Source organism: Aquabacterium sp., assembly GCF_049317225.1.
GTDB lineage: Bacteria > Pseudomonadota > Gammaproteobacteria > Burkholderiales > Burkholderiaceae_C > Aquabacterium.
Genome location: NZ_JBMOIR010000003.1, coordinates 54,572 through 73,760, shown reverse-complemented (window position 1 = coordinate 73,760; position 19,189 = coordinate 54,572). Strand labels below are relative to the sequence as shown.

The window sequence follows — 19,189 nt, the reverse complement described above, 5'->3', positions numbered from 1 at the left end:
TGTCAACCTTTGTCGCTCCGAGACATGGGGAATCAGAGTAATAGACCCTCTTGATATCTTCGCATTTGTAGACCGTGCGACTCGGAGGCGGTAAACCGCCTGCAAGTGCTCGGTACGTTACGAAGATGAACCCCAAGGTTGCAATTGATATTCGCATCGGTTCAGGTTTTCGTTGTGCCGAACGCTCAGGTTAACCGGCGCCGGAGGGTACCAACACTAGCCATGAAAATGACGAAGCCATGGCCAGTGTTGGTGTCCGCGTTGAACCGACAGTTAGCCTGGTGTTATTACTTTACTTTTATTAAAACGCAATCTAGTAGAGTTTTGTAATGGTTGACGCAATTGCAATTGGCGCTTGATGCAACCTGTGCTAGAAGCGCGGTGCAAACCCGTTCTCCTATCCCATTTTTGTTTGCATCTTCAATTCTGGGGGCGGCATCGATAACGGATTGAAGGATCGATTTTAGCCATTTTCCTTTGAAAAATCTAAGGCTTTGCCCATTCTCAATACTTGAAATTACGCGCATCCGCACGGATTGATAGTATTTTTCAAATTCATCTGCTTGCATTATCAACGCTTGCGCCACCCGGTTCTTGCACTTCAATAATTTGTCTGCGTCGGGCTCTTTTGCTAGGTCTGGATTGATGCAGGAAATACGATCAAAAGTGTAGCCTGTATTCTTCTTTTTTTGTTGACTTATTAAGCATAGCGTTATCCAGTCGACCCAGTGGGTTGCAACATTTTTAATCCATGATTTGGCGTCGCCAAGTAGTTCGTTTGCTTGAGGAATGGTTATGAGACAGGCCTCAGTTAAAGCCTTCAGCAGATTGCCAAAACCAAAAAGAACGCCCTCAACGTCGTACGTCGGGGTGTAAATTAGATGAGGCGATCTGAGCTTGACGCCTAAAAAGTCATCCGCATCTTTGTCGGCGAAGAAAATGCTTACCAGCTTTTTTCCCCAAGCATCTGCATATAATCGTCCTTGGCTCCTAAACTCCTTGAAGTGTTGAAGGACTGCTTGCTTTCCACCCGTTCCATTATTCACTTCTTTTATCGCGAATACTCTGAATTGATTTTGATTTAGTCCGCATGTGCTGAGAATGCGTTCAGCAAAAGTGCGATCCAATCCGCCTTCAACAAAAGCAAAAACCTGGGCTGATGAGATTTGCATGGCGCGAATGGCGCCATTTCTTGAATGCGTCAACCTGCTCATTTTATATTTTAAAAATATTTCCATCAGGAATGTTTGCCATGATCTCAGGTGAGTGAGATGCGGCAATCAATTGGCATGATGGATTTAGCGCGATTATTGTTTCTGCCAGTGTGTGCTGCCAGTCAATGTGCATTGAAAGCTCAGGCTCATCGATAATTATTGAGTTTTCTCCAATTGTCATTGCTTGAAGCAATATCGCAACCAGATGCTTTTCGCCTGATGAGAGTAATGCGGGTGAAATGGAGGCCCCGTCTTCCAGTCTTACGGAGAGGCCGTCTTCATTGGTTTGCAGCTTCTTTCCTCTTGAGAATAAATTGTTGATGGTTTCTGAAAATCTTTGAATCGGGGCCATTGAGTGCTCGATTCGCTCTTCAACGTTGTTGATGTTGTCAACGACCTTTCTCAGGCTCTCATCACCCTCATATCTAGCTATGAATTTCTTAATGGGGCCGAGCGAGGCCGCATCTGATTGCGATTGTCGACCGAGAAATTTTTTAACTCGCTCGTATGCTTGATGGGGGTTAAGAATTGGACCGGAAATCGTCTCTGTTGTGATCGCGAGGCTGTGATATAACGCAGCGCGTAGGCCTTCCTCTTGAACCCTCTTTACCTCTTTAAGCACTTGTGCGTAGTAGGTAAGCCATCGCTTGTTTACCAAGTCCGCGAATGACTCATTGAGCCTGTCTTCATTGTTCGCACGGGATTCGATTGGACGCCTTCCCGCATCAAAGGAATACAGGCGAGTCGTAGGCAGGTAGGCGTGCTTCCAGCCGGACGGAAGTTGTGCCTTTGAACGTTTTGTGCCCGTAATCTTCCATTCTGCCGATCCGCTTCTCATGTGTATGAGGCGGGCTTTCTCAAATGATGGAATATTTGACTCTTCAATTGCCAGCATCATCTGATGCGTGATATCTAGCGAACCCTTTTTGGATTTTCTGTCCCAAATATGGGTTAGAATTTTCCCCTCGTTTATAGAGTATATGTCCACCTCTGCGCGCTCTACGGCAAGTGGAATCATGGCCTCACCATCAAGAGACATGGCCGATTGAAGTATTTTTAGCAGCGTTGTTTTGCCACAGCCATTCTCGCCAAAAAATATATTAACGCTTCGATCTAGTGAAAATTCAATCGAATCTGTACGACCAAGTAAGCCGTCAATCTTGAATCTAACTATATGTGCCATATTTTCTTTTGTGCGTAGGTTGTGTCTATGTAAGGCTAATGCCCAGGTTAACCGGCGCCGGAGCGCGAAGCGCGGAGGGTACCAACACTGGCCATGAAAATGGCGAAGCCATGGCCAGTGTTGAGGTCCGCGTTGAGCCGACAGTTAGGATGATGACAAATGGCACTGCATTTCAAATCACTCATGGCTTGTTGTGTTCAGCAAGCGAAGTAATAATTTTCCCCAGCCATGGAATTTGTTTTGCAATTGATAATAGCAATTGCGGAATGCCGCCTGCGCTCAGCTTTGTGTGTATCTTGTACTTGAGTCTTTGAGTGAATTTTGGCTGTTTTGTCTTGTTGATGTTTTCCTCAATAAGCAGAAAGGTGCGTAGGTCCTTTATTAATTTTGCGGCTGAAATTTTATTGGCTGATCTATATTTTCTTATTTTTAAATCCTCGCCCTCGTAGCCCAGCGCGCGGCAGGAAATTTCACCGTTGTATTCAAGTTCATAGATTAGCCTGCACCCCCACTGGTGCTCGACATTTAATTGACCGCGCTCGCCTCTGTAAAAGTTGATTGGATTCTCGGTGAAGGCTATGACAAGTTGGGACTTCTTTGGGTTGTCGTAATCTAATGAGTGGTGCACGATGTTCGATTCAAGTAGCTTTTTAATTGGTTCAAAGTTTTTGCAGCGATCGTAAAAATAGACCTTGAACTGATTCCACTCTTGAATGCGCTGTATATGCTCTTTGTCCATGTGGCAGTATGATGTTGTTGTGGCTTAACGAACTAGTTAACTGGCGTCGGAGTCCCGCAGGGGCGCAGGGCACCAACAGCGGCCAATAAAATGCCGAAGGCATGGCCGCTGTTGGCGTCCACGTTGAACGCCCAGTTAGGATTTGGTAACGCCTGGCGGGCCACGTTTAATAAACTCATCCAACTCCCTCAAAATCTCTTCTACGGATTGAGTTTGCTCCTTTGACTTCGGAGTGTTGGCAATCGTTGGCGCGGCTTTAATAATTGCCTCTTCTTCCTCGACCTCCTCCCTTGTGACCGGGATTTGGAAGTGCTTAAGCGCCTCCGATAGTTTTGTGTATAGCAAAATCTTTCGTCGCCGACTCACTCGCTCTGAAAACTCTTGTTTTAGGTGGTCGTTGATATATGCGATGTCTTCAAAAACAGCGCCATAATCCGCATCTCGTGAAACAATGACCAGTTCCGCCTCGTGCCGAAGTGCGCACTCGATCATCCATTCCCAGTTCAGTGCATCTCCAATCGATGTGTCATTTTTCTTTCTCGGAGGACATCCATGCAGGAATCGTCTAAATGCTCGTCGCCGAATGATGTGCCTAAAAGGGTCATTTCGTGTGAGTATAAGATTTGTTTCAGCGTGAAATAGTCTTTGGCACGCTTGATAGACCGGGTCATGCTTCACGGGATCTGCTAAGACCTTGCGAAGTTTTGCCTTCAGGCTTTTTACTCGATCTGTTGCCGCTTTGAGGTTCCCCTGCATGGCTTTAACTGCCTTTGCGTCTGAGAATAGCCCAGGGCGAGGGATGTGCGTTGGAGGCTTGAGTTCCTGCATGCCCTCAATAATTGCGGACTGTCGATTTCTTTTGTATTCCATTTCTAGCTGATAGTGAACAATCAGCTTGTCGGATACTTTTTCAAGATGCTCAAGAAGCGCTAGGCCGGCCTCAGTTCTGGCGCGATAGAAGTCCAACCAGATGTTGGTATCGACGAAAAGTAGTTTTTGGATTGCCATTTCGCTGCTCTTGAAAAGCCTAACGCCCTGGTTAACCGGCGCCGGAGCACGAAGTGCGGAGGGTACCGACATGGGCCATGAAAATGCCGAAGGCATGGCCCATGTTGGCGTCCGCGTTGAACCCCCAGTTAGGCAACTTGTTGGAAGTCGATAAGGTGGGTTTCAATGCTTGCTCCCGATAGCGAGGAGGAGAATGGAAAGTTCGTTGGGTGGGAATCTCTGTTCGTATTGACCGAAGCTTCCGTAAACAACGACTTTGCTTGGCATTATGTTGATGATCGTGTTGTTGCCGTTGAAGCCCTTCACTCGCACTTCCATGGCAGGGGCATATGTCACGTAGCTGGGTAACCAGCCAGAACGACGGTCATCAAACCACGCTTTGAGGCCTCGCATTTGGTCGTCTGTGAGGTTTTTCGTACGCTCATTGAGGGTACCTGCATTTAGCGCAACGATTGCCTCGCTAGCCTGTGGAACATCTAGCGTGCAAGCAGACAGCATTGATGCAAGTGCTAGTAGTAATGCGCGGATGGTGGCATTCATGGAGTTGCCTAACGCTCAAGGTAAGCGGCGCCGGAGCCCGATAGGGCGGAGGGTACCAATACTGGCCATGAAAATGGCGAAGCCATGGCCAGTATTGGCGTCGGCTTGACCGCCCAGTTAGGCGCTGGATTTTGGGCTCGTGCTCTATTCATGTTGTTGGCTTTTGTGCTTCCGTTGATGTGCGCTTCTCGTCGTGACTTAGTTGATGCACTCTTCAGTAGGGGGTTCTCCGCCAATGTACTTGGATCGGGCGGTGCATGTGTCATGCACATGTACAACCAATGCGGATATTCCCAACAGAAATATGGCTACGCCCATAAGTGCGAATCGGTCTTCTTTGTCGACTTGTCGCTCGATCAAGAAGTTACGGACAAGGGCGATGTTGGCGACACATAAGAGTGAGAAAAAGTACTCCCAGTACATCTCGTCAACTTGCCCTGGAACCAGCAATGCAAGAAGTTGGTAGGAGATGACGCCTGCAGCAAAAGGTAGGAACAAGCGACCTAGATATTGAAGCCAGAACATGCGCGTGAACTTGGAGGGCCTAACTTTGTTTTAGGCGTCAAAAATGTCGCGTTACATTGACGCCTAATCTGGCGTGTAACACGACAACGCTGCGCAGACCGCCGCAGCAAGTGCTTGAACTTGCTCGCATTTTTCCCATGCCCCTGTGTTTATTTGCAGCCTTAACACCGGCCGCTTATTGCGACACAGCTTACAACTGCAACAAGGTGTTGGAAACCCCTCAGTCACCAATGTCCGAAAACCCAATTCGGCATGGTTGCGCGCGCGCAGCAGTACCCATTGCGGCGTGGTTGCCGCAATCAGTCCAGTGCGTCAATGAGTAGGGTTAAGCGGCGGATACTTCGCCGCGCGGCACGTCTTTCAACGCCGCAATCAAGGCGGGCAGGGACGTTTCCAGGGCGTTGACCAGGCCCAGGTATTCCGACACGGCGCCTCGGCGCAGGGCCGATTGCAGGGCCTCTGCCAGGTTGGCAATATGGGTCGCGCCAATATTTCTGGCCGCGCCTTTCAGCGAATGGGCCATCAGGGCCGCTTCGTCAATCTTCTGGTGGCGAATGGCGTTTTTGATCTGCTCGGCCGCGTCTTCGTGCGTTTCAATGAACAGCGAGATCACGCGCAGGTAGGTGGGCAGCTTGTTGCGCACGCGTTGCAGCGCAGTGGTGGCATCCAGCCCGTCAATCTTGGCCAGGCGGCTTTCTGCGGTGTCGGCTTCGTTCTCTGCGGTGTTGCTGTCGCTGTTACCCGGGCCGTTGACGTGCAGTTTGGGCAGCCAGCGGTCAATGGTGGCGTACAGGGTGTCGGGGTCCACAGGCTTGGCCACGTGGTCCACCATGCCAGCATCCAGACAGGCTTTGCGGTCTTCGGCAAAGGCATTGGCGGTCATCGCCAAAATGGGCACGTCTTCGCGGCCAGGAATTTGTTTGATCAGCGCGGTGGCGTCCAGCCCGTCCATATGGGGCATCTGCACGTCCATCAGGACCAGATCGTAGGTGTTTTGCGTAGCCAGCTCAACGGCTTGCAAACCGTCTGAGGCAATGTCCACGATCAGGCCCACGTCTTCCAGCAGGGCCAGGGCCACTTCCTGGTTCACGGGGTTGTCTTCAGCCAGCAAAAGGTGGCGACCGCGCAGGCGGTCGTAAGCCACAGGGGCATCGGCAACAGGGGCGGGCGTGGTAGCGAGCGTGGGCACGGTTTGAATGGCGTCAAAAAGCGTGGAGGCCGTGACGGGCTTTTCAATCGATTGGGTAATGCCGGCGGCTTCCAGTTCTGCCATGGGGCATTCGCGGCCATAGGCGGTGACCAGGACCAGGGCAGGGGGCTGAGGCAGGGCCATGCCTTGAATGCGCCGGGCGGTTTCCAGGCCATCCATGTCTGGCATCTTCCAGTCAATCAGGGCCAGATCAAACGGGGTGCCTGCTGCATGTTCGCGTTCGATCAGCGTCAGCGCTTCGTGGCCCGAGGCCGCGGCACTGAACTCGTAATGCATCATCGACAGCATTTCGCACAGCCCTTCGCGGGCGTCGGCCAAGTCGTCCACCACCAGCACCTTGCGCGGGGTTTGCGGCATCAAGGTCGAGGCGGGCTTGTACGCTTCCAGCGGTTGTGCAAAAGGCACCTCCAGCCAGAAGGTACTGCCTTTACCGGGCGTGCTTTCTACGCCCACGCCGCCATGCATCAACTCGGCCAGCCGCTTTGAAATGGCCAGGCCCAGGCCCGTGCCTCCATAGTTGCGGGTGGTTGAAATGTCGGCCTGTTCAAATGGGCGGAAGATGCGGGCCTGCTGCTCGGGCGTCATGCCAATGCCGGTGTCGCTCACTTCAAAGCGCACCACGGTTTGCCCGCTGTCGGTGGGTTTGAGCAGCTTGGCCCGCAGAGTGATGTACCCCGACTCGGTGAACTTGACGGCGTTGGTGGCGTAGTTCAGCAGGATCTGGCCCAGGCGCATGCGGTCGCCGCGCACCATTTGCGGCAGCGAAGGGTCGATGCGGGTGACGATTTCCAGGTCTTTGGCCACGGCACGCTCGCCAATCAGCACATGGATGCTGCGGAACACGCTGTCGAGGTCAAAGTCCACCTCTTCCAGGGTGAGCTTGCCGGACTCGATCTTCGAGAAGTCCAGAATGTCGTTGATGACGCACAGCAGGTGTTGTGCGGCGGCGCTGACCTTGTCGAGCTGCTCAAACTGGCGGGGCAGCACGGCATCACGGCGCAGCAGGTGGGTCAGGCCCACGATGGCGTTCATGGGCGTGCGGATTTCGTGCGACATGTTCGCCAGGAACAGGCTCTTGGCGCGGTTGGCGGCCTCGGCAGCGTCTTTGGCGTGGTGCAGCTCAACGGTGCGGTCATCCACCAGTTGTTCCAGGTGGTTGCGGTGTTGTTCCAGCTCGTTGGCTTGGCGGCGGCGCTGCTGATCGGTGGTGGCCAGGTCGGCCGCCATCTGGTTGAAGGACTCGATCACCTCGCGCAGCTCAGGGCTGCCTTCAGTGGCCACGCGAACATCCAGTTGCCCTTGGCCCAGCTTGCGTGCACCGTCGCGCAGGCGGTTCAGGGGCGACAGGCTGTTTTTCAACACCAGCCAGATGCCCACCATGTCGAGCACCATGGCCAGCAGCAGCACGCCCAGGTGTTCTTTGAGGTTGCGCCAAGCCCGCTCTGCATAGGGCAGGGGGGTCATGGTGAGGTGCAGCGTGCCGTACGAGCGCCCCCCCACCATGATGGGGACACCGCCCACCTGCTCTCTGAAATCCAGCGAGCGCAAGAACCAGTCGGGAATGTCGGTCGAGTCGTCGGGGTCAGCGCTCGATATCCGGGCGCCGCTCTTGTCCACCAGTTCGACCTTGGCGATCAGATAGCGGGTGACGTAGTGGTTGAAGATTTGTTGCAAGGTGGCGTAGTCGCCCACGACCACGGTTTCCACAATGCTGGCTGGCAGGGTTTCCAGCTCGTTGGCCAGTTCTTGCTGCAGGTCGGCTTGCAGTTCGCGTGCTTCGTTGCGCGTCACCAGAATGGTCATCACCAAGCTGGCAATCAGCAGGGCCGCACTGGCGGCAATCAGCAGCCGCCCGATGAAAGGCGTTTTGCTCCAGAGCCCGTGTTGGGTGCTCATCAGCTTTGCCCTTCTTTCACTTCAGTTCTGGCACCACCGTGTTCTTGTAGAACTCGATGTAGTTGCGGTAGTCGCTTTGACTGGACGCGTTGAAGCCATAGGGCGGGGCTTGACCAATCGTTTTGGCGGTTTCTTCCAGGATGGCTCTGCCTTCGGCTTCGCTTTCCATGCCGTCAATGGCATTTTTGACGGCGCTCACCACCGGCTTGGGTACCCGGGGATGCACGGCAATGGGCAGGTTGTTGTACGCCGCCGATTCCCAAATCACCCGATATTGAAAGCCTTCGCGCGCGGCAAAGGCTTTCATCAGCGAACCATTGACCGCAGCAGCCGCCACCCGACCCGTTTTGAGCTGGGCCATGGTGCCTTCTTGGTTGCCGCCAAAGTCAGGGATGACCTTCACGCCTTGTCGCAACAGTGCATCCATCGGGACCGCGTAACCCACAAAGGCAACGGGGGAGGGGAAGCCCACATCGCGCCCATCCAGATCTTTCAATGACTTGATGGGCGAGTTGGGCAGCGTGACGATCTGGCCTTTGATGGCTTCTTCCCGGGGTTTCAGGATGACCTGATAGCCCGCATTGGCATAACGGGGCAGGAAAAAGTTGTTGGAGTAGACGAAGTCGTAATCGCCGCGCGAGATGGATTCAATCGACTCGGTGGCCGAGCGCGCCAGCTTGAGTTGCAGGTCAATGCCGGTCTTGCGCTTGACGTAGTCGAGGATGGGGTTCCAGTAATTGGCCGTCAGCACCGCGCTGCGTTGCGACAACACCCCGAACGAATAGGTTTGAGCGTGTGTCGCTGTGCTGCTCAATAGGGCCAGCCCCAGCGCCAGGACACCACGAACGCCCCATGTCCGATGGCTCAGCAGTGAGCAAGAGCGAGCTGTGGACGGATATGACATCTTGGAGCGCAGGGTGTTCATTCAATTAGTAAGTGAGTGTACGGGCTCGGGTTGGTCCTAGCCCCGGATCGGGCAATCTGACGTGATGCAGATCACAAATAGCGCCACATTGTTGGGTTTATGCGGCGTGCGCCCTCAAATCTATAATCACAGGTTACGCCCGGCGAGCCTGGGCAGCCCTTCAAGCCCTTGGCCGCATCCGATAACGAGAAAGCCCCTATGAAAGCCGCAGACATCCGCAAGACCTTCCTGGAGTTTTTCCAGTCCAAGGGACACGCCATCGTGGCGTCCAGCCCTGTGGTGCCTGGTGACGATCCGACCCTGCTGTTCACCAATGCAGGCATGAACCAGTTCAAGGATGTGTTCCTCGGTTTCGACAAGCGTCCTTACACCCGTGCCACCACGGCGCAAAAGTGCATCCGCGCTGGCGGCAAGCACAACGACCTGGACAACGTCGGCTACACCGCACGTCACCACACCTTCTTCGAGATGCTGGGCAACTTCTCGTTTGGTGACTACTTCAAGCACGACGCCATCACCTTCGCCTGGGAGTTGCTGACCGAGCACTTCAAGCTACCCAAGGACAAGTTGTGGGTCACCGTCTATCACGAGGACGACGAGGCTTACGACATCTGGAACAAGACCGTGGGCGTGCCCGCCGAGCGCATCGTGCGCATTGGCGACAACAAGGGCGCGCGCTACATGTCCGACAACTTCTGGATGATGGGCGACACCGGTCCTTGCGGCCCTTGCACCGAAATCTTCTTCGACCACGGTGAAGACGTGGCCGGCGGCCCTCCCGGCAGCCCCGATGAAGACGGCGACCGCTACATCGAAATCTGGAACAACGTCTTCATGCAGTTCAACCGCACGGAAGACGGCGTGATGCACCCGCTGCCCAAGCCCTCGGTGGACACCGGCATGGGCCTGGAGCGTATTGCCGCCGTGCTGCAGCACGTGCATTCCAACTATGAGATCGACACCTTTGTCGCCCTGATCGACGCGGCCAAGAAGGCCGTGGACGAAGCCGGCGCCGGTGACTGCGATCGCAGCAGCCCCTCGCTGAAGGTGATCGCTGACCACATCCGCGCGTGCTCGTTCACCGTGGCCGATGGCGTCATCCCCAGCAACGAAGGCCGTGGCTACGTGCTGCGCCGCATCACCCGTCGTGGCATCCGCCACGGCTACAAGCTGGGTGCACGCACCCCGTTCTTCCACAAACTGGTTGCCACCCTGGCCGCCGAGATGGGCGACGCCTATCCCGAACTGCGTGCCAACGAAAAGCGCATCACCGACGTGCTGAAGACCGAAGAAGAGCGCTTCTTCCAGACCATCGCCAACGGCATGGAAATTCTGGAAGGCGCCCTGGCATCGGGTGCCAAGCAGGTTGACGGCGAAACCGCCTTCAAGCTGCACGACACCTACGGCTTTCCTGTGGATTTGACCGCTGACGTGTGCCGCGAGCGCGACGTGACGGTGGACCAGGCCGGCTTTGACGCCGCCATGGCCCGCCAGCGCGAGCAAGCCCGTGCCGCCGGCAAGTTCAAGATGGCCGCTGGTCTGGAATACACCGGCACCGCCACCACCTTCCACGGCTACGAGCACCTGAGCGTCGATGGCGCCAAGGTCACCGCCGTGTACGTGGATGGTGCCGCCGTCGAGCAAGCCAATGCCGGTGACGACGCCGTCATCGTGCTGGACAACACCCCGTTCTACGCCGAGTCCGGTGGCCAATGCGGTGATGCCGGTGAACTGCGCAACAACACCAGCCGCTTCTTGGTGGAAGACACCCAGAAGATCCAGGCCGACGTGTTTGGTCACCACGGCCGTGTGGTCGAAGGCTCGATCAAGGTGGGCGACACCGTGGCCGCCAAGGTCAACGGCGACCTGCGCGGCAAGACCGTGCGCAACCACAGCGCCACCCACTTGATGCACAAGGCCCTGCGCGAAGTGCTGGGCGACCACGTGCAGCAAAAGGGCTCGCAAGTCACGGCTGACCGCACCCGTTTCGACTTTGCCCACAACGCCCCGATGACCGACGAGGAAATCCGCGAAGTGGAAGAGCTGGTCAACGCCGAGATCCTGGCCAACGCCGATGCGCAAGCCCAAGTCATGGCACTGGAAGACGCGCAGAAGTCGGGCGCCATGATGCTGTTCGGTGAGAAGTACGGCGAAACCGTGCGTGTGCAGACCATCGGTTCCTCCAAGGAACTGTGCGGTGGCACCCACGTCAAGCGCACCGGCGACATCGGTCTGTTCAAGATCGTGGCCGAAGGCGGTGTGGCCGCTGGCGTGCGCCGTGTCGAAGCCATCACCGGCTCTGCCGCCTTGGCTTACACCCAGAACCTGGAAACCACGCTCAATGGCGTGGCCGCCCTGATCAAGTCCACCACGCAAGAGGTGCCGGCCCGTGTGGCTGCCGCCATGGACCAGATCCGTGCGCTGGAAAAGGAAATCGCCGCCCTCAAGGGCAAGCTGGCCTCCAGCCAGGGCGACGAGCTGATGGCCAAGGCCGTGGACGTGAACGGCATCAAGGTGCTGGCTGCCACGCTGGAAGGCGCGGACGCCAAGACCCTGCGCGAGACCATGGACAAGCTGAAGGACAAGCTCAAGACCGCCGCCATCGTGCTGGCTGCCGTGGACGGTGGCAAGGTGCAACTGGCTGCGGGCGTGACCGCCGACAGCACAGGCAAGGTCAAGGCCGGCGAGTTGGTGAACTTTGTGGCCCAGCAAGTGGGTGGCAAGGGCGGCGGCAAGCCCGACATGGCCATGGCTGGCGGTACCGATGCATCGGGACTGCCTGCTGCGTTGGCCAGCGTTCAGGCGTGGGTTGCCGAACGCGTCTGATGCCGGCGCTTCGCCGCTGACAGCCGCTTCAGGCAGTTCAAAGGGCTCCGCAAGGAGCCCTTTTTCTTTGTCTCGGTGTTTTCACTAGGGGTGCCGTGTCGTACAGGAAACCCTGCTGTCACCCGTCATCCTGTTGACGGACAATGGCTATTTCTAACATGTGTCTATTCGGATCAAACGAACGAGGACGACATCCATGGCTTTCCAAAGCGACAAACAGCATCCCATCGTGCCCCGCGAAAAGCTGGACTTCGGGCTGAACGACAGCATTCCCAAGTACTGGTTCGGTGGCGATCCATTCCGTACCCGTTTTTTTGATGCCATGTCGCTGATCTTCCCGCCCGGCGAGAAGTTCTTCATGGTCACCGTGCGCGACTTCCGCGATCAGGTCACTGACCCCAAGCTGCTGCAAGACATCAAGGACTTCAACCGTCAGGAAGCCCAGCACAGCATGGTGCACAACCAGTACAACGACCTGCTGCGCAAGCAAGGCATGCCCGTTGACGAACTGATTGCCTGGCTCGACAACCTGCTGTTTGCCAAATACCGCAGCCGTTTCAGCCGCCAGTACACCCTGGCCATCACCGGCGCGCTGGAGCACCTCACCGCCCTGGGCGCGCACGCCATGTTTGACGAGCGAGACATCCTGGGGGACGCCCATCCCAATGTGCGCGCCATGTATGCGTGGCACGCGATTGAAGAGGTCGAGCACAAGGGCGTGGCTTACGACGTGATGGTGGACTACGCCAAGGTGGACTACTTCCGCCGTGTTGCCGCCCTGGTGCACGCCACCTTCATGTTCCCCTGGGTCATCTTCAAGTTCGCCAACCGCATGCTCAAGGCTGATGGCTTCAGCTTCTGGCAACGCGTCAAGCTCAACGTGAAGGGTCTGCACTGGGTGCTCAAGCCGGGCGGTTTCCTGGCCCCCACGCACAAGCACTACATCAAGTACTACAAGCCCGGCTATCACCCCTGGCAGGAAGCCGATCAGCCTGGCTATGAAGAGTGGCTGGCCGGCTTCAACCGTCGTCAAGACCCCGTGGAAGCCAGCGAGAGCATCCGCTCTGCACTGCTCGCGCACTGACCGTGACAGGCGGCCCGTTAATCGGGCTGGAACTGGTTAGACTTCGACACACCTTACGCAAGGTGTGTCGTTTTTTTATGCGCCTTCCACTGCCACCGCCATCCGTCCTCGAAGCCATGGGCATCAAGCCCATTCCGATGTTCATGCTCTCAGCCTGGATCAAGGCTGCGACGCGTTGCGGCTTCAATGTTCAGCCCCTGTTCAAAGAGGCTGGCATCAAGATCGACCTCATCCGTCTGGAAGAGGCGAGGGTGTCTCCTTTGCAGCTCATCTCGCTGCTGGAGCAGTGCGTGGCCTTGTCGCCCGACAAGTATTTCCCGGTCATGCTGGGCGACACGTTTGCCTTTGAATCACTGCCCGAGATTGAAACCCTGCTGACCACCAGTCCCACCTTGCGCGATGCGCTCAAGGCAGCCGAGTTGGCCAGACTGGTGGTGCTGCCATGGCTGACGCTGGATGTCCGAGACGAGACCGAGCAGGTGCAGGTGGCGCTGGGCTTTGACATCCCCTTGCCGCAGTTGGCTGGCTATGCCTTGCCCTTGCATCTGGTCATCCATGCGGCCATGGCCTGCATCCGCAAGTTCGGGCGCACCTTGCAGGGCTCGGACGATGGCTTCTTGGGGGTGATGCTCAAGTCGCCCCGCTCTGACCGATCTGCCCAGATTGAGGCCTTTTTTGGCGTGCCCGTGACCTTTGGTGCGGAGGTGGATGCCTTGGTCTTTGAGCGCCGCTTGCTGGACACCCCGCTCGAAGGCGCTTTCCCAGCCTTGCACGAGCAAGCGCACTATCTGGCCGAGCAGCGATTGGGGCGTGAGGCCAAACGCCAGGGCGTCTCGGCCGAAATTGAGGCCCTGATCAGCCGCGATCCGGGGCTGTTGGCCTTGGGTGTGGAAGACATGGCCGAGCGCCTGAACTTGCATCCCCGTACCTTGCAACGCCGCCTGAAGGACGAAGACGACAGCTACCTGGGCGTGCTGGCCCGCATGCGTCACAAGCTGGCATGTCAGTGGCTGAGGCAGGGGACGCTGTCGATTGATGACATCAGCATCAAACTTGGCTTTTCGGACCGCCGTGCGTTCACCGCCGCTTTCAAGAGATGGGAAGGCGTGACACCCAGTGTATGGCGGGACACCAAGGCGTGAGTGTGAACCCTATTCGGGTTTACGTGCAATGAATGTTGTGCAATGGACCCCCACCAAACGGGGTGAAGTGTCGCCGTTTCGTCCTCCGTGGCACAGCGGATTCCTTGCTTGTGGGGGTGTCAGGGAATAGATTAATCGGTGACGAAAGTTGTGGAATTTGTCACGACTTGTCGAGTAGTCACTTGATTTGTTTTGATCATGCACCGTTTTGAGCTCAGTTCGCCTATCCCCGTTCCTGCACTTGGAAGTTGGCGCCAGGCTGCCATGGTCTGTGGGTTCACCATCGACCCCGTTCTCCGCGAAGTGGGCATTACGCCCGCTGAGCCGAACGTGCCTGTCAAAGTCAAACCCACCAGCCTGCTCAAAGCCTTCAAGCTCTGCGTTGAGCGCGCCAATGGTCACCACTTTCCGTTTGCCTTGGGCGAAAAGTTCGTGTTCGAGCAGTACGGCGAGTTTGAAGCCTTCATCTCGTCATGCACCACGATCCGCGAGATTCTGGAATTGGCTGGGTGGGTGCGCGAACTGCTCGCTCCCTGGATGACGCTGCACCTCGACGAGTTTGGGGCTGAAGCTCACCTGCGCGTCGTGATGAATGTGTCCGACGAAGAGGCCGCTCAAATGGGGCATGTGCGTGAAGTGGTGTTGGCCGCGATTCACACCGTGATGTGCCGTGCCACACGCGGGGCGCGCTGGCTGCTGTCGGTGCGCATGGCGATGCCTGAACCTGCGCACCATCAACGCTTCGCTGAGCATTTCGGCGTGCCGGTGTTTTTCAACGAAGGCGCTGATGCCTTGGTGATGGATCGTCGCTGGCTGGACATGCCGCTGTCGAGCGCCATGCCCGATGCGCAAACTGAAGCCCGTCAGCGCATTGAGCGCCGACTGAACCTCGAATCCACGCATCGCAGCATCGTGGACGATGTGCGCTGGGCACTGGAGCGTCGTCCCGAGTTGCTGCGAGAAGGCCTGGAGGCCACGGCCCATGCCATGCGCCTGCATCCACGCACCCTGCAGCGTCGCTTGCAGGCTGAAGGCGTGAAGTACGTCGACATTCAGTCGGAAGCCAAATGCAGCCGTGCGCAGGTTATGCTGCGCCGTCGTGCCATCAGCATGGAGTCCATCTCTGACGAGCTGGGCTTTTCGGATCGTCGAGCGTTCACGTTTGCCTTCAAGCGCTGGACTGGCATGTCCCCCAGTGCTTACCGGCACAAGATTGGTGGCGTGTTGCGCTAAGGCGCAGCCATGCTGACGGGCGATGCAGGGACTGCGGAGCCTGCTAGAGTCCCGTTCATGTCAGAACGCTCCGAACTCCAAGGCAAGCATATTGTGCTGGGCCTGACAGGCGGCATCGCCTGCTACAAATCTGCTGAATTTGTGCGCCTGCTCACCAAGGCGGGCGCCACCGTGCAGGTCGTCATGACAGAGGCCGCTGAGGCCTTCATCACGCCGGTGACCATGCAGGCCTTGTCGGGCCGCCCCGTGGTGACCAGTCAGTGGGATGCGCGTGAGCCCAACAACATGGCGCACATCAACCTCAGCCGTGAGGCCGATGCCATCGTGCTGGCCCCCGCCAGTGCCAACTTCATTGCTCGACTGGTGCAGGGCAGGGCCGACGAGTTGCTGAGTCTGATGTGCTTGGCTCGCCCGCGTGAAACCTGCCCCCTGTTGGTGGCCCCCGCGATGAATCGGGAGATGTGGTCGCACCCGGCCACCCAGCGTAACGTTGCACAGTTGGCGCAGGACGGTGCCCTGATTCTGGGGCCGGGTTGTGGTGACCAGGCTTGCGGCGAAGTGGGTGACGGCCGCATGCTGGAGCCAGAAGAGTTGCTGGCTGACCTGATTGCCTTCTTCCAGCCCAAGGTGCTGCGTGGTCATCGTTTGCTGATCACCGCTGGCCCGACTTTCGAGCCGATTGACCCGGTGCGCGGTATCACCAACCACTCCAGCGGCAAGATGGGTTTTGCGTTGGCCCGTGCCGCGCGAGAAGCCGGTGCCGATGTGACTCTGGTGGCCGGCCCGGTGCATTTGCCTACCCCGCGTGGCGTGCAGCGCCGTAACGTGACCACCGCGCAGCAGATGTATGACGCGGTGCTGCCCTTGGCGACCGAACACGATGTGTTCATCGCCACCGCCGCCGTGGCGGACTGGCGCCCGGCCACCTCGGCCGAGCACAAGATCAAGAAAGAGGGTAAGAAGACCGTGCCCTCGTTCGAGCTGACCGAGAATCCTGACATCCTGGCCGCCGTCGCCGCCTTGCCTGCGCCACCTTATTGCGTGGGCTTTGCTGCCGAAAGCGAGCACTTGCTTGAGCACGCTCGTGCCAAGTTGGCCCGCAAAAAGATCCCGCTGATCGTCGGGAATCTGGGGCCTGCGACCTTCGGGCGTGACGACAACGCGCTGTTGCTGGTGGATGCCAGCAACCATCAGGCGCTGCCGCCTGACGGCAGTCGCGCCGACAAATTGACCTTGGCCCGTAGCCTCATGCAGGAACTGGCCCGGCGGCTTCATGACCGGTCTGCTTGACCCCTGCGTCCTGCTCTGAGCAGGGGTGGGTGCGATTTCGCTATGGCTGCCATAGCGAATATTGCTTTGCCTGACATGGGGCGCATGTTCTTAAATGACTCCTGAATCTTCCAATTTCTGGACAGGAGACGAACATGACCAACGAAGCCAAGTGTCCTTTCGCAGGTGCCAGCAAGCCAGCTACGCATACGGTTCGTGGCAACCGTGATTGGTGGCCCAATCAGCTCAACCTGGCCATCTTGCATCAGCACTCGCCGCGGTCGAACCCGATGGGTGAGGACTTCGACTATTCCGAAGCGTTCAAGAAGCTCGACCTGGATGCCGTGGTCGCCGATCTCAAGTCCCTCATGACCGCTTCGCAGGACTGGTGGCCAGCCGACTACGGCCATTACGGCCCGCTGTTCATTCGCATGGCCTGGCACGCTGCGGGCACCTATCGCATTCACGATGGCCGAGGGGGCGCTGGCACGGGCGCTCAGCGCTTTGCACCCCTCAACAGCTGGCCAGACAACGGCAACCTCGACAAGGCCCGCCGCCTTCTGTGGCCCATCAAGCAAAAGTATGGCCGCAACCTGTCATGGGCCGACCTCTTCATCCTGACCGGTAATGTCGCCCTTGAGTCCATGGGTTTCAAGACCTTTGGCTTTGCAGGTGGCCGCGCGGACATTTGGGAGCCCGAGACCGACATCGACTGGGGCCCCGAAGCCAAGTGGCTGGCGAGCAGCAAGGAGGCCAACAGCCGCTACTCAGGCGATCGCGAGTTGGCTAACCCCTTGGCAGCTGTGCAGATGGGCCTGATCTATGTGAACCCCGAAGGCCCGGACGGCAACCCCGACCCCATCGCCTCAGGGCGGGACGTGCGCGAAACCTTCGCCCGCATGGCCATGAACGACGAGGAGACCGTGGCCTTGGTCGCAGGAGGCCATACCTTTGGCAAGGCACATGGCGCGGGAGATCCGGCCTTGGTGGGACCGGAGCCCGAGGCCGCGCCCGTGGAAGCCATGGGCCTGGGTTGGATCAACCAGTTGGGTTCGGGCAAGGGCGTGCACACCACCACCAGCGGCATTGAAGGCGCCTGGAAGCCCAACCCCACCACTTGGGACAATGGCTATTTCGACATGCTGTTTGGCTACGAATGGGCGTTGACCAAGAGCCCGGCCGGCGCACACCAGTGGGTCGCGCAGAACGTCAAGCCCGAACACATGATTCCCGACGCACATGACCCGTCGAAGAAGCATGCGCCCATGATGACCACTGCCGACTTGTCGCTGCGCTTTGACCCGGCCTACGAGAAGATTTCGCGGCATTTCCATCAGAACCCGCAAGCCTTTGCCGATGCGTTTGCGCGGGCCTGGTTCAAGTTGACGCACCGTGACATGGGCCCTCGTGCGCGTTACCTTGGCAAGCTGGTGCCGGAGGAAACGTTGATCTGGCAAGACCCGATTCCTGCCGTCGATCACAAGTTGGTGGATGCGACCGACGTGGCTTCCCTCAAGGCTGAGGTGCTGGCATCGGGCTTGAGCACACAGGCTTTGGTGGCTACGGCCTGGGCATCGGCCTCAACCTTCCGTGGCAGTGACAAGCGAGGGGGCGCCAATGGGGCGCGCATTCGCCTGGCGCCGCAAAGGGACTGGGAGGCCAACCAGCCGGCCCAGTTGACCACGGTGCTGAGCAAGCTCGAAATCATTCAGCAGGCCTTCAATGCCAAGGCTACCAATGGCAAAAAGCTGTCGCTGGCAGACCTGATCGTGCTGGCGGGCAACGCCGCCATCGAGGGGGCTGCCCGCCAGGCAGGCCACGACGTGGTGGTGCCCTTCACGCCGGGTCGCATGGATGCGAGCCAAGATCAAACCGATGTGGCCTCGTTCGCCGTGCTGGAGCCGCGCGCCGATGGTTTCCGTAATTTTGCGAAAGCCGGCTACGAGGGCGTGGCTGCAGAGATGCTGGTCGACAAGGCGCAGTTGCTGACCTTGAGCGCGCCCGAGATGACCGTGCTGATCGGTGGCTTGCGGGCCCTGGATGCGAATGTAGGCGGCACTCGGCATGGCGTGCTCACGGGGCGTCCGGGTACTTTGAGCAACGACTTCTTCGTCAACGTGCTGGACATGCGCACCACCTGGCAGCGTTCAGCGGCCCATCCCCATGTGTTGGAGGGGCGTGACCGCCAGTCTGGGCAGCTCAAGTGGACGGCCACCGTCGTTGACTTGGTGTTTGGCTCGAACTCGCAATTGCGATCGCTGGCCGAGGTCTATGCCTCTGCGGATGCCGAAGGCCGGTTCGTGAGCGACTTCGTGGCGGCCTGGACCAAGGTCATGAACCTTGACCGCTTCGACATTCGGTAAAGTGTGCACCGTGCGCCTGCTTCGGCAGGCGC

Annotated in this window: 14 protein-coding genes; 7 read left to right on the top strand and 7 right to left on the bottom strand. The window is 57.6% G+C overall.

The annotated features are described in order from the left end of the window. Positions 1-287: 287 nt before the first annotated feature. From ACOYNB_RS03610 to ACOYNB_RS03590, 5 genes are all read right to left on the bottom strand, one after another. Positions 288-1,238, bottom strand: a complete 951-nt coding sequence (locus ACOYNB_RS03610; RefSeq protein ID WP_422837753.1) for a DUF4435 domain-containing protein — start codon at positions 1,236-1,238, stop codon at positions 288-290. Then, positions 1,216-2,397 (bottom strand): AAA family ATPase, encoded by a 1,182-nt coding sequence (locus ACOYNB_RS03605; protein WP_422837752.1) that lies wholly within the window; start codon positions 2,395-2,397, stop codon positions 1,216-1,218. Before ACOYNB_RS03605 ends, ACOYNB_RS03610 begins: the two co-directional genes overlap by 23 nt. Positions 2,398-2,578: 181 nt before the next feature. Next, positions 2,579-3,136, bottom strand: a complete 558-nt coding sequence (locus ACOYNB_RS03600) for a hypothetical protein (protein ID WP_422837751.1) — start codon at positions 3,134-3,136, stop codon at positions 2,579-2,581. Positions 3,137-3,271: 135 nt separating this feature from the next. After that, the gene (locus ACOYNB_RS03595; RefSeq protein WP_422837750.1) at positions 3,272-4,144 is read right to left on the bottom strand and encodes a PIN domain-containing protein; all 873 of its coding nucleotides are present in this window, start codon (positions 4,142-4,144) and stop codon (positions 3,272-3,274) included. A gap of 162 nt (positions 4,145-4,306) precedes the next feature. Continuing rightward, positions 4,307-4,684, bottom strand: a complete 378-nt coding sequence (locus ACOYNB_RS03590) for a hypothetical protein (RefSeq protein ID WP_422837749.1) — start codon at positions 4,682-4,684, stop codon at positions 4,307-4,309. 84 nt (positions 4,685-4,768) lie between these two features. Here ACOYNB_RS03590 and ACOYNB_RS03585 point away from each other — a divergent pair, with 84 nt between their 5' ends. Beyond that, complete coding sequence (locus tag ACOYNB_RS03585) at positions 4,769-5,080, top strand: hypothetical protein (RefSeq protein WP_422837748.1); 312 nt, start codon at positions 4,769-4,771, stop codon at positions 5,078-5,080. 454 nt (positions 5,081-5,534) lie between these two features. On the opposite strand, the gene ACOYNB_RS03580 is transcribed toward ACOYNB_RS03585, so the two are convergent. Both ACOYNB_RS03580 and ACOYNB_RS03575 read right to left on the bottom strand, forming a co-directional pair. Then, positions 5,535-8,315 carry a response regulator gene (locus ACOYNB_RS03580; RefSeq protein WP_422837747.1) on the bottom strand — a complete coding sequence of 927 codons (2,781 nt, stop codon included), beginning with the start codon at positions 8,313-8,315 and terminating at the stop codon, positions 5,535-5,537. Between the two features lie 16 nt (positions 8,316-8,331). Further along, positions 8,332-9,240 carry a phosphate/phosphite/phosphonate ABC transporter substrate-binding protein gene (locus ACOYNB_RS03575; RefSeq protein ID WP_422837746.1) on the bottom strand — a complete coding sequence of 303 codons (909 nt, stop codon included), beginning with the start codon at positions 9,238-9,240 and terminating at the stop codon, positions 8,332-8,334. A 198-nt stretch (positions 9,241-9,438) separates the two neighbouring features. On the opposite strand from ACOYNB_RS03575, the gene alaS reads away from it, so the two are divergent. From alaS to katG, 6 genes are all read left to right on the top strand, one after another. Continuing rightward, positions 9,439-12,066 (top strand): alanine--tRNA ligase, encoded by a 2,628-nt coding sequence (alaS, locus tag ACOYNB_RS03570; RefSeq protein ID WP_422837745.1) that lies wholly within the window; start codon positions 9,439-9,441, stop codon positions 12,064-12,066. A 196-nt stretch (positions 12,067-12,262) separates the two neighbouring features. After that, positions 12,263-13,150, top strand: a complete 888-nt coding sequence (locus tag ACOYNB_RS03565; protein ID WP_422837744.1) for a metal-dependent hydrolase — start codon at positions 12,263-12,265, stop codon at positions 13,148-13,150. 77 nt (positions 13,151-13,227) lie between these two features. Further along, positions 13,228-14,292 carry an AraC family transcriptional regulator ligand-binding domain-containing protein gene (locus ACOYNB_RS03560; RefSeq protein ID WP_422837743.1) on the top strand — a complete coding sequence of 355 codons (1,065 nt, stop codon included), beginning with the start codon at positions 13,228-13,230 and terminating at the stop codon, positions 14,290-14,292. 198 nt (positions 14,293-14,490) lie between these two features. Further along, positions 14,491-15,525 (top strand): helix-turn-helix domain-containing protein, encoded by a 1,035-nt coding sequence (locus ACOYNB_RS03555; protein ID WP_422837742.1) that lies wholly within the window; start codon positions 14,491-14,493, stop codon positions 15,523-15,525. 57 nt (positions 15,526-15,582) lie between these two features. Beyond that, positions 15,583-16,815, top strand: coding sequence for a bifunctional phosphopantothenoylcysteine decarboxylase/phosphopantothenate--cysteine ligase CoaBC (gene coaBC / locus ACOYNB_RS03550; RefSeq protein WP_422837741.1), 1,233 nt, complete (start codon positions 15,583-15,585; stop codon positions 16,813-16,815). Positions 16,816-16,949: 134 nt separating this feature from the next. After that, positions 16,950-19,157, top strand: coding sequence for a catalase/peroxidase HPI (gene katG, locus ACOYNB_RS03545; RefSeq protein WP_422837740.1), 2,208 nt, complete (start codon positions 16,950-16,952; stop codon positions 19,155-19,157). Positions 19,158-19,189: the final 32 nt, after the last annotated feature.

Bases quoted from the DNA above. Each gene is read 5' to 3' on its own strand.
- ACOYNB_RS03610 (WP_422837753.1), bottom strand. From the start codon at position 1,238: ATGGAAATATTTTTAAAATATAAAATGAGCAGGTTGACGCATTCAAGA.
- ACOYNB_RS03605 (WP_422837752.1), bottom strand. From the start codon at position 2,397: ATGGCACATATAGTTAGATTCAAGATTGACGGCTTACTTGGTCGTACA.
- ACOYNB_RS03600 (WP_422837751.1), bottom strand. From the start codon at position 3,136: ATGGACAAAGAGCATATACAGCGCATTCAAGAGTGGAATCAGTTCAAG.
- ACOYNB_RS03595 (WP_422837750.1), bottom strand. From the start codon at position 4,144: ATGGCAATCCAAAAACTACTTTTCGTCGATACCAACATCTGGTTGGAC.
- ACOYNB_RS03590 (WP_422837749.1), bottom strand. From the start codon at position 4,684: ATGAATGCCACCATCCGCGCATTACTACTAGCACTTGCATCAATGCTG.
- ACOYNB_RS03585 (WP_422837748.1), top strand. From the start codon at position 4,769: ATGGCCAGTATTGGCGTCGGCTTGACCGCCCAGTTAGGCGCTGGATTT.
- ACOYNB_RS03580 (WP_422837747.1), bottom strand. From the start codon at position 8,315: ATGAGCACCCAACACGGGCTCTGGAGCAAAACGCCTTTCATCGGGCGG.
- ACOYNB_RS03575 (WP_422837746.1), bottom strand. From the start codon at position 9,240: ATGAACACCCTGCGCTCCAAGATGTCATATCCGTCCACAGCTCGCTCT.
- alaS (WP_422837745.1), top strand. From the start codon at position 9,439: ATGAAAGCCGCAGACATCCGCAAGACCTTCCTGGAGTTTTTCCAGTCC.
- ACOYNB_RS03565 (WP_422837744.1), top strand. From the start codon at position 12,263: ATGGCTTTCCAAAGCGACAAACAGCATCCCATCGTGCCCCGCGAAAAG.
- ACOYNB_RS03560 (WP_422837743.1), top strand. From the start codon at position 13,228: ATGCGCCTTCCACTGCCACCGCCATCCGTCCTCGAAGCCATGGGCATC.
- ACOYNB_RS03555 (WP_422837742.1), top strand. From the start codon at position 14,491: ATGCACCGTTTTGAGCTCAGTTCGCCTATCCCCGTTCCTGCACTTGGA.
- coaBC (WP_422837741.1), top strand. From the start codon at position 15,583: ATGTCAGAACGCTCCGAACTCCAAGGCAAGCATATTGTGCTGGGCCTG.
- katG (WP_422837740.1), top strand. From the start codon at position 16,950: ATGACCAACGAAGCCAAGTGTCCTTTCGCAGGTGCCAGCAAGCCAGCT.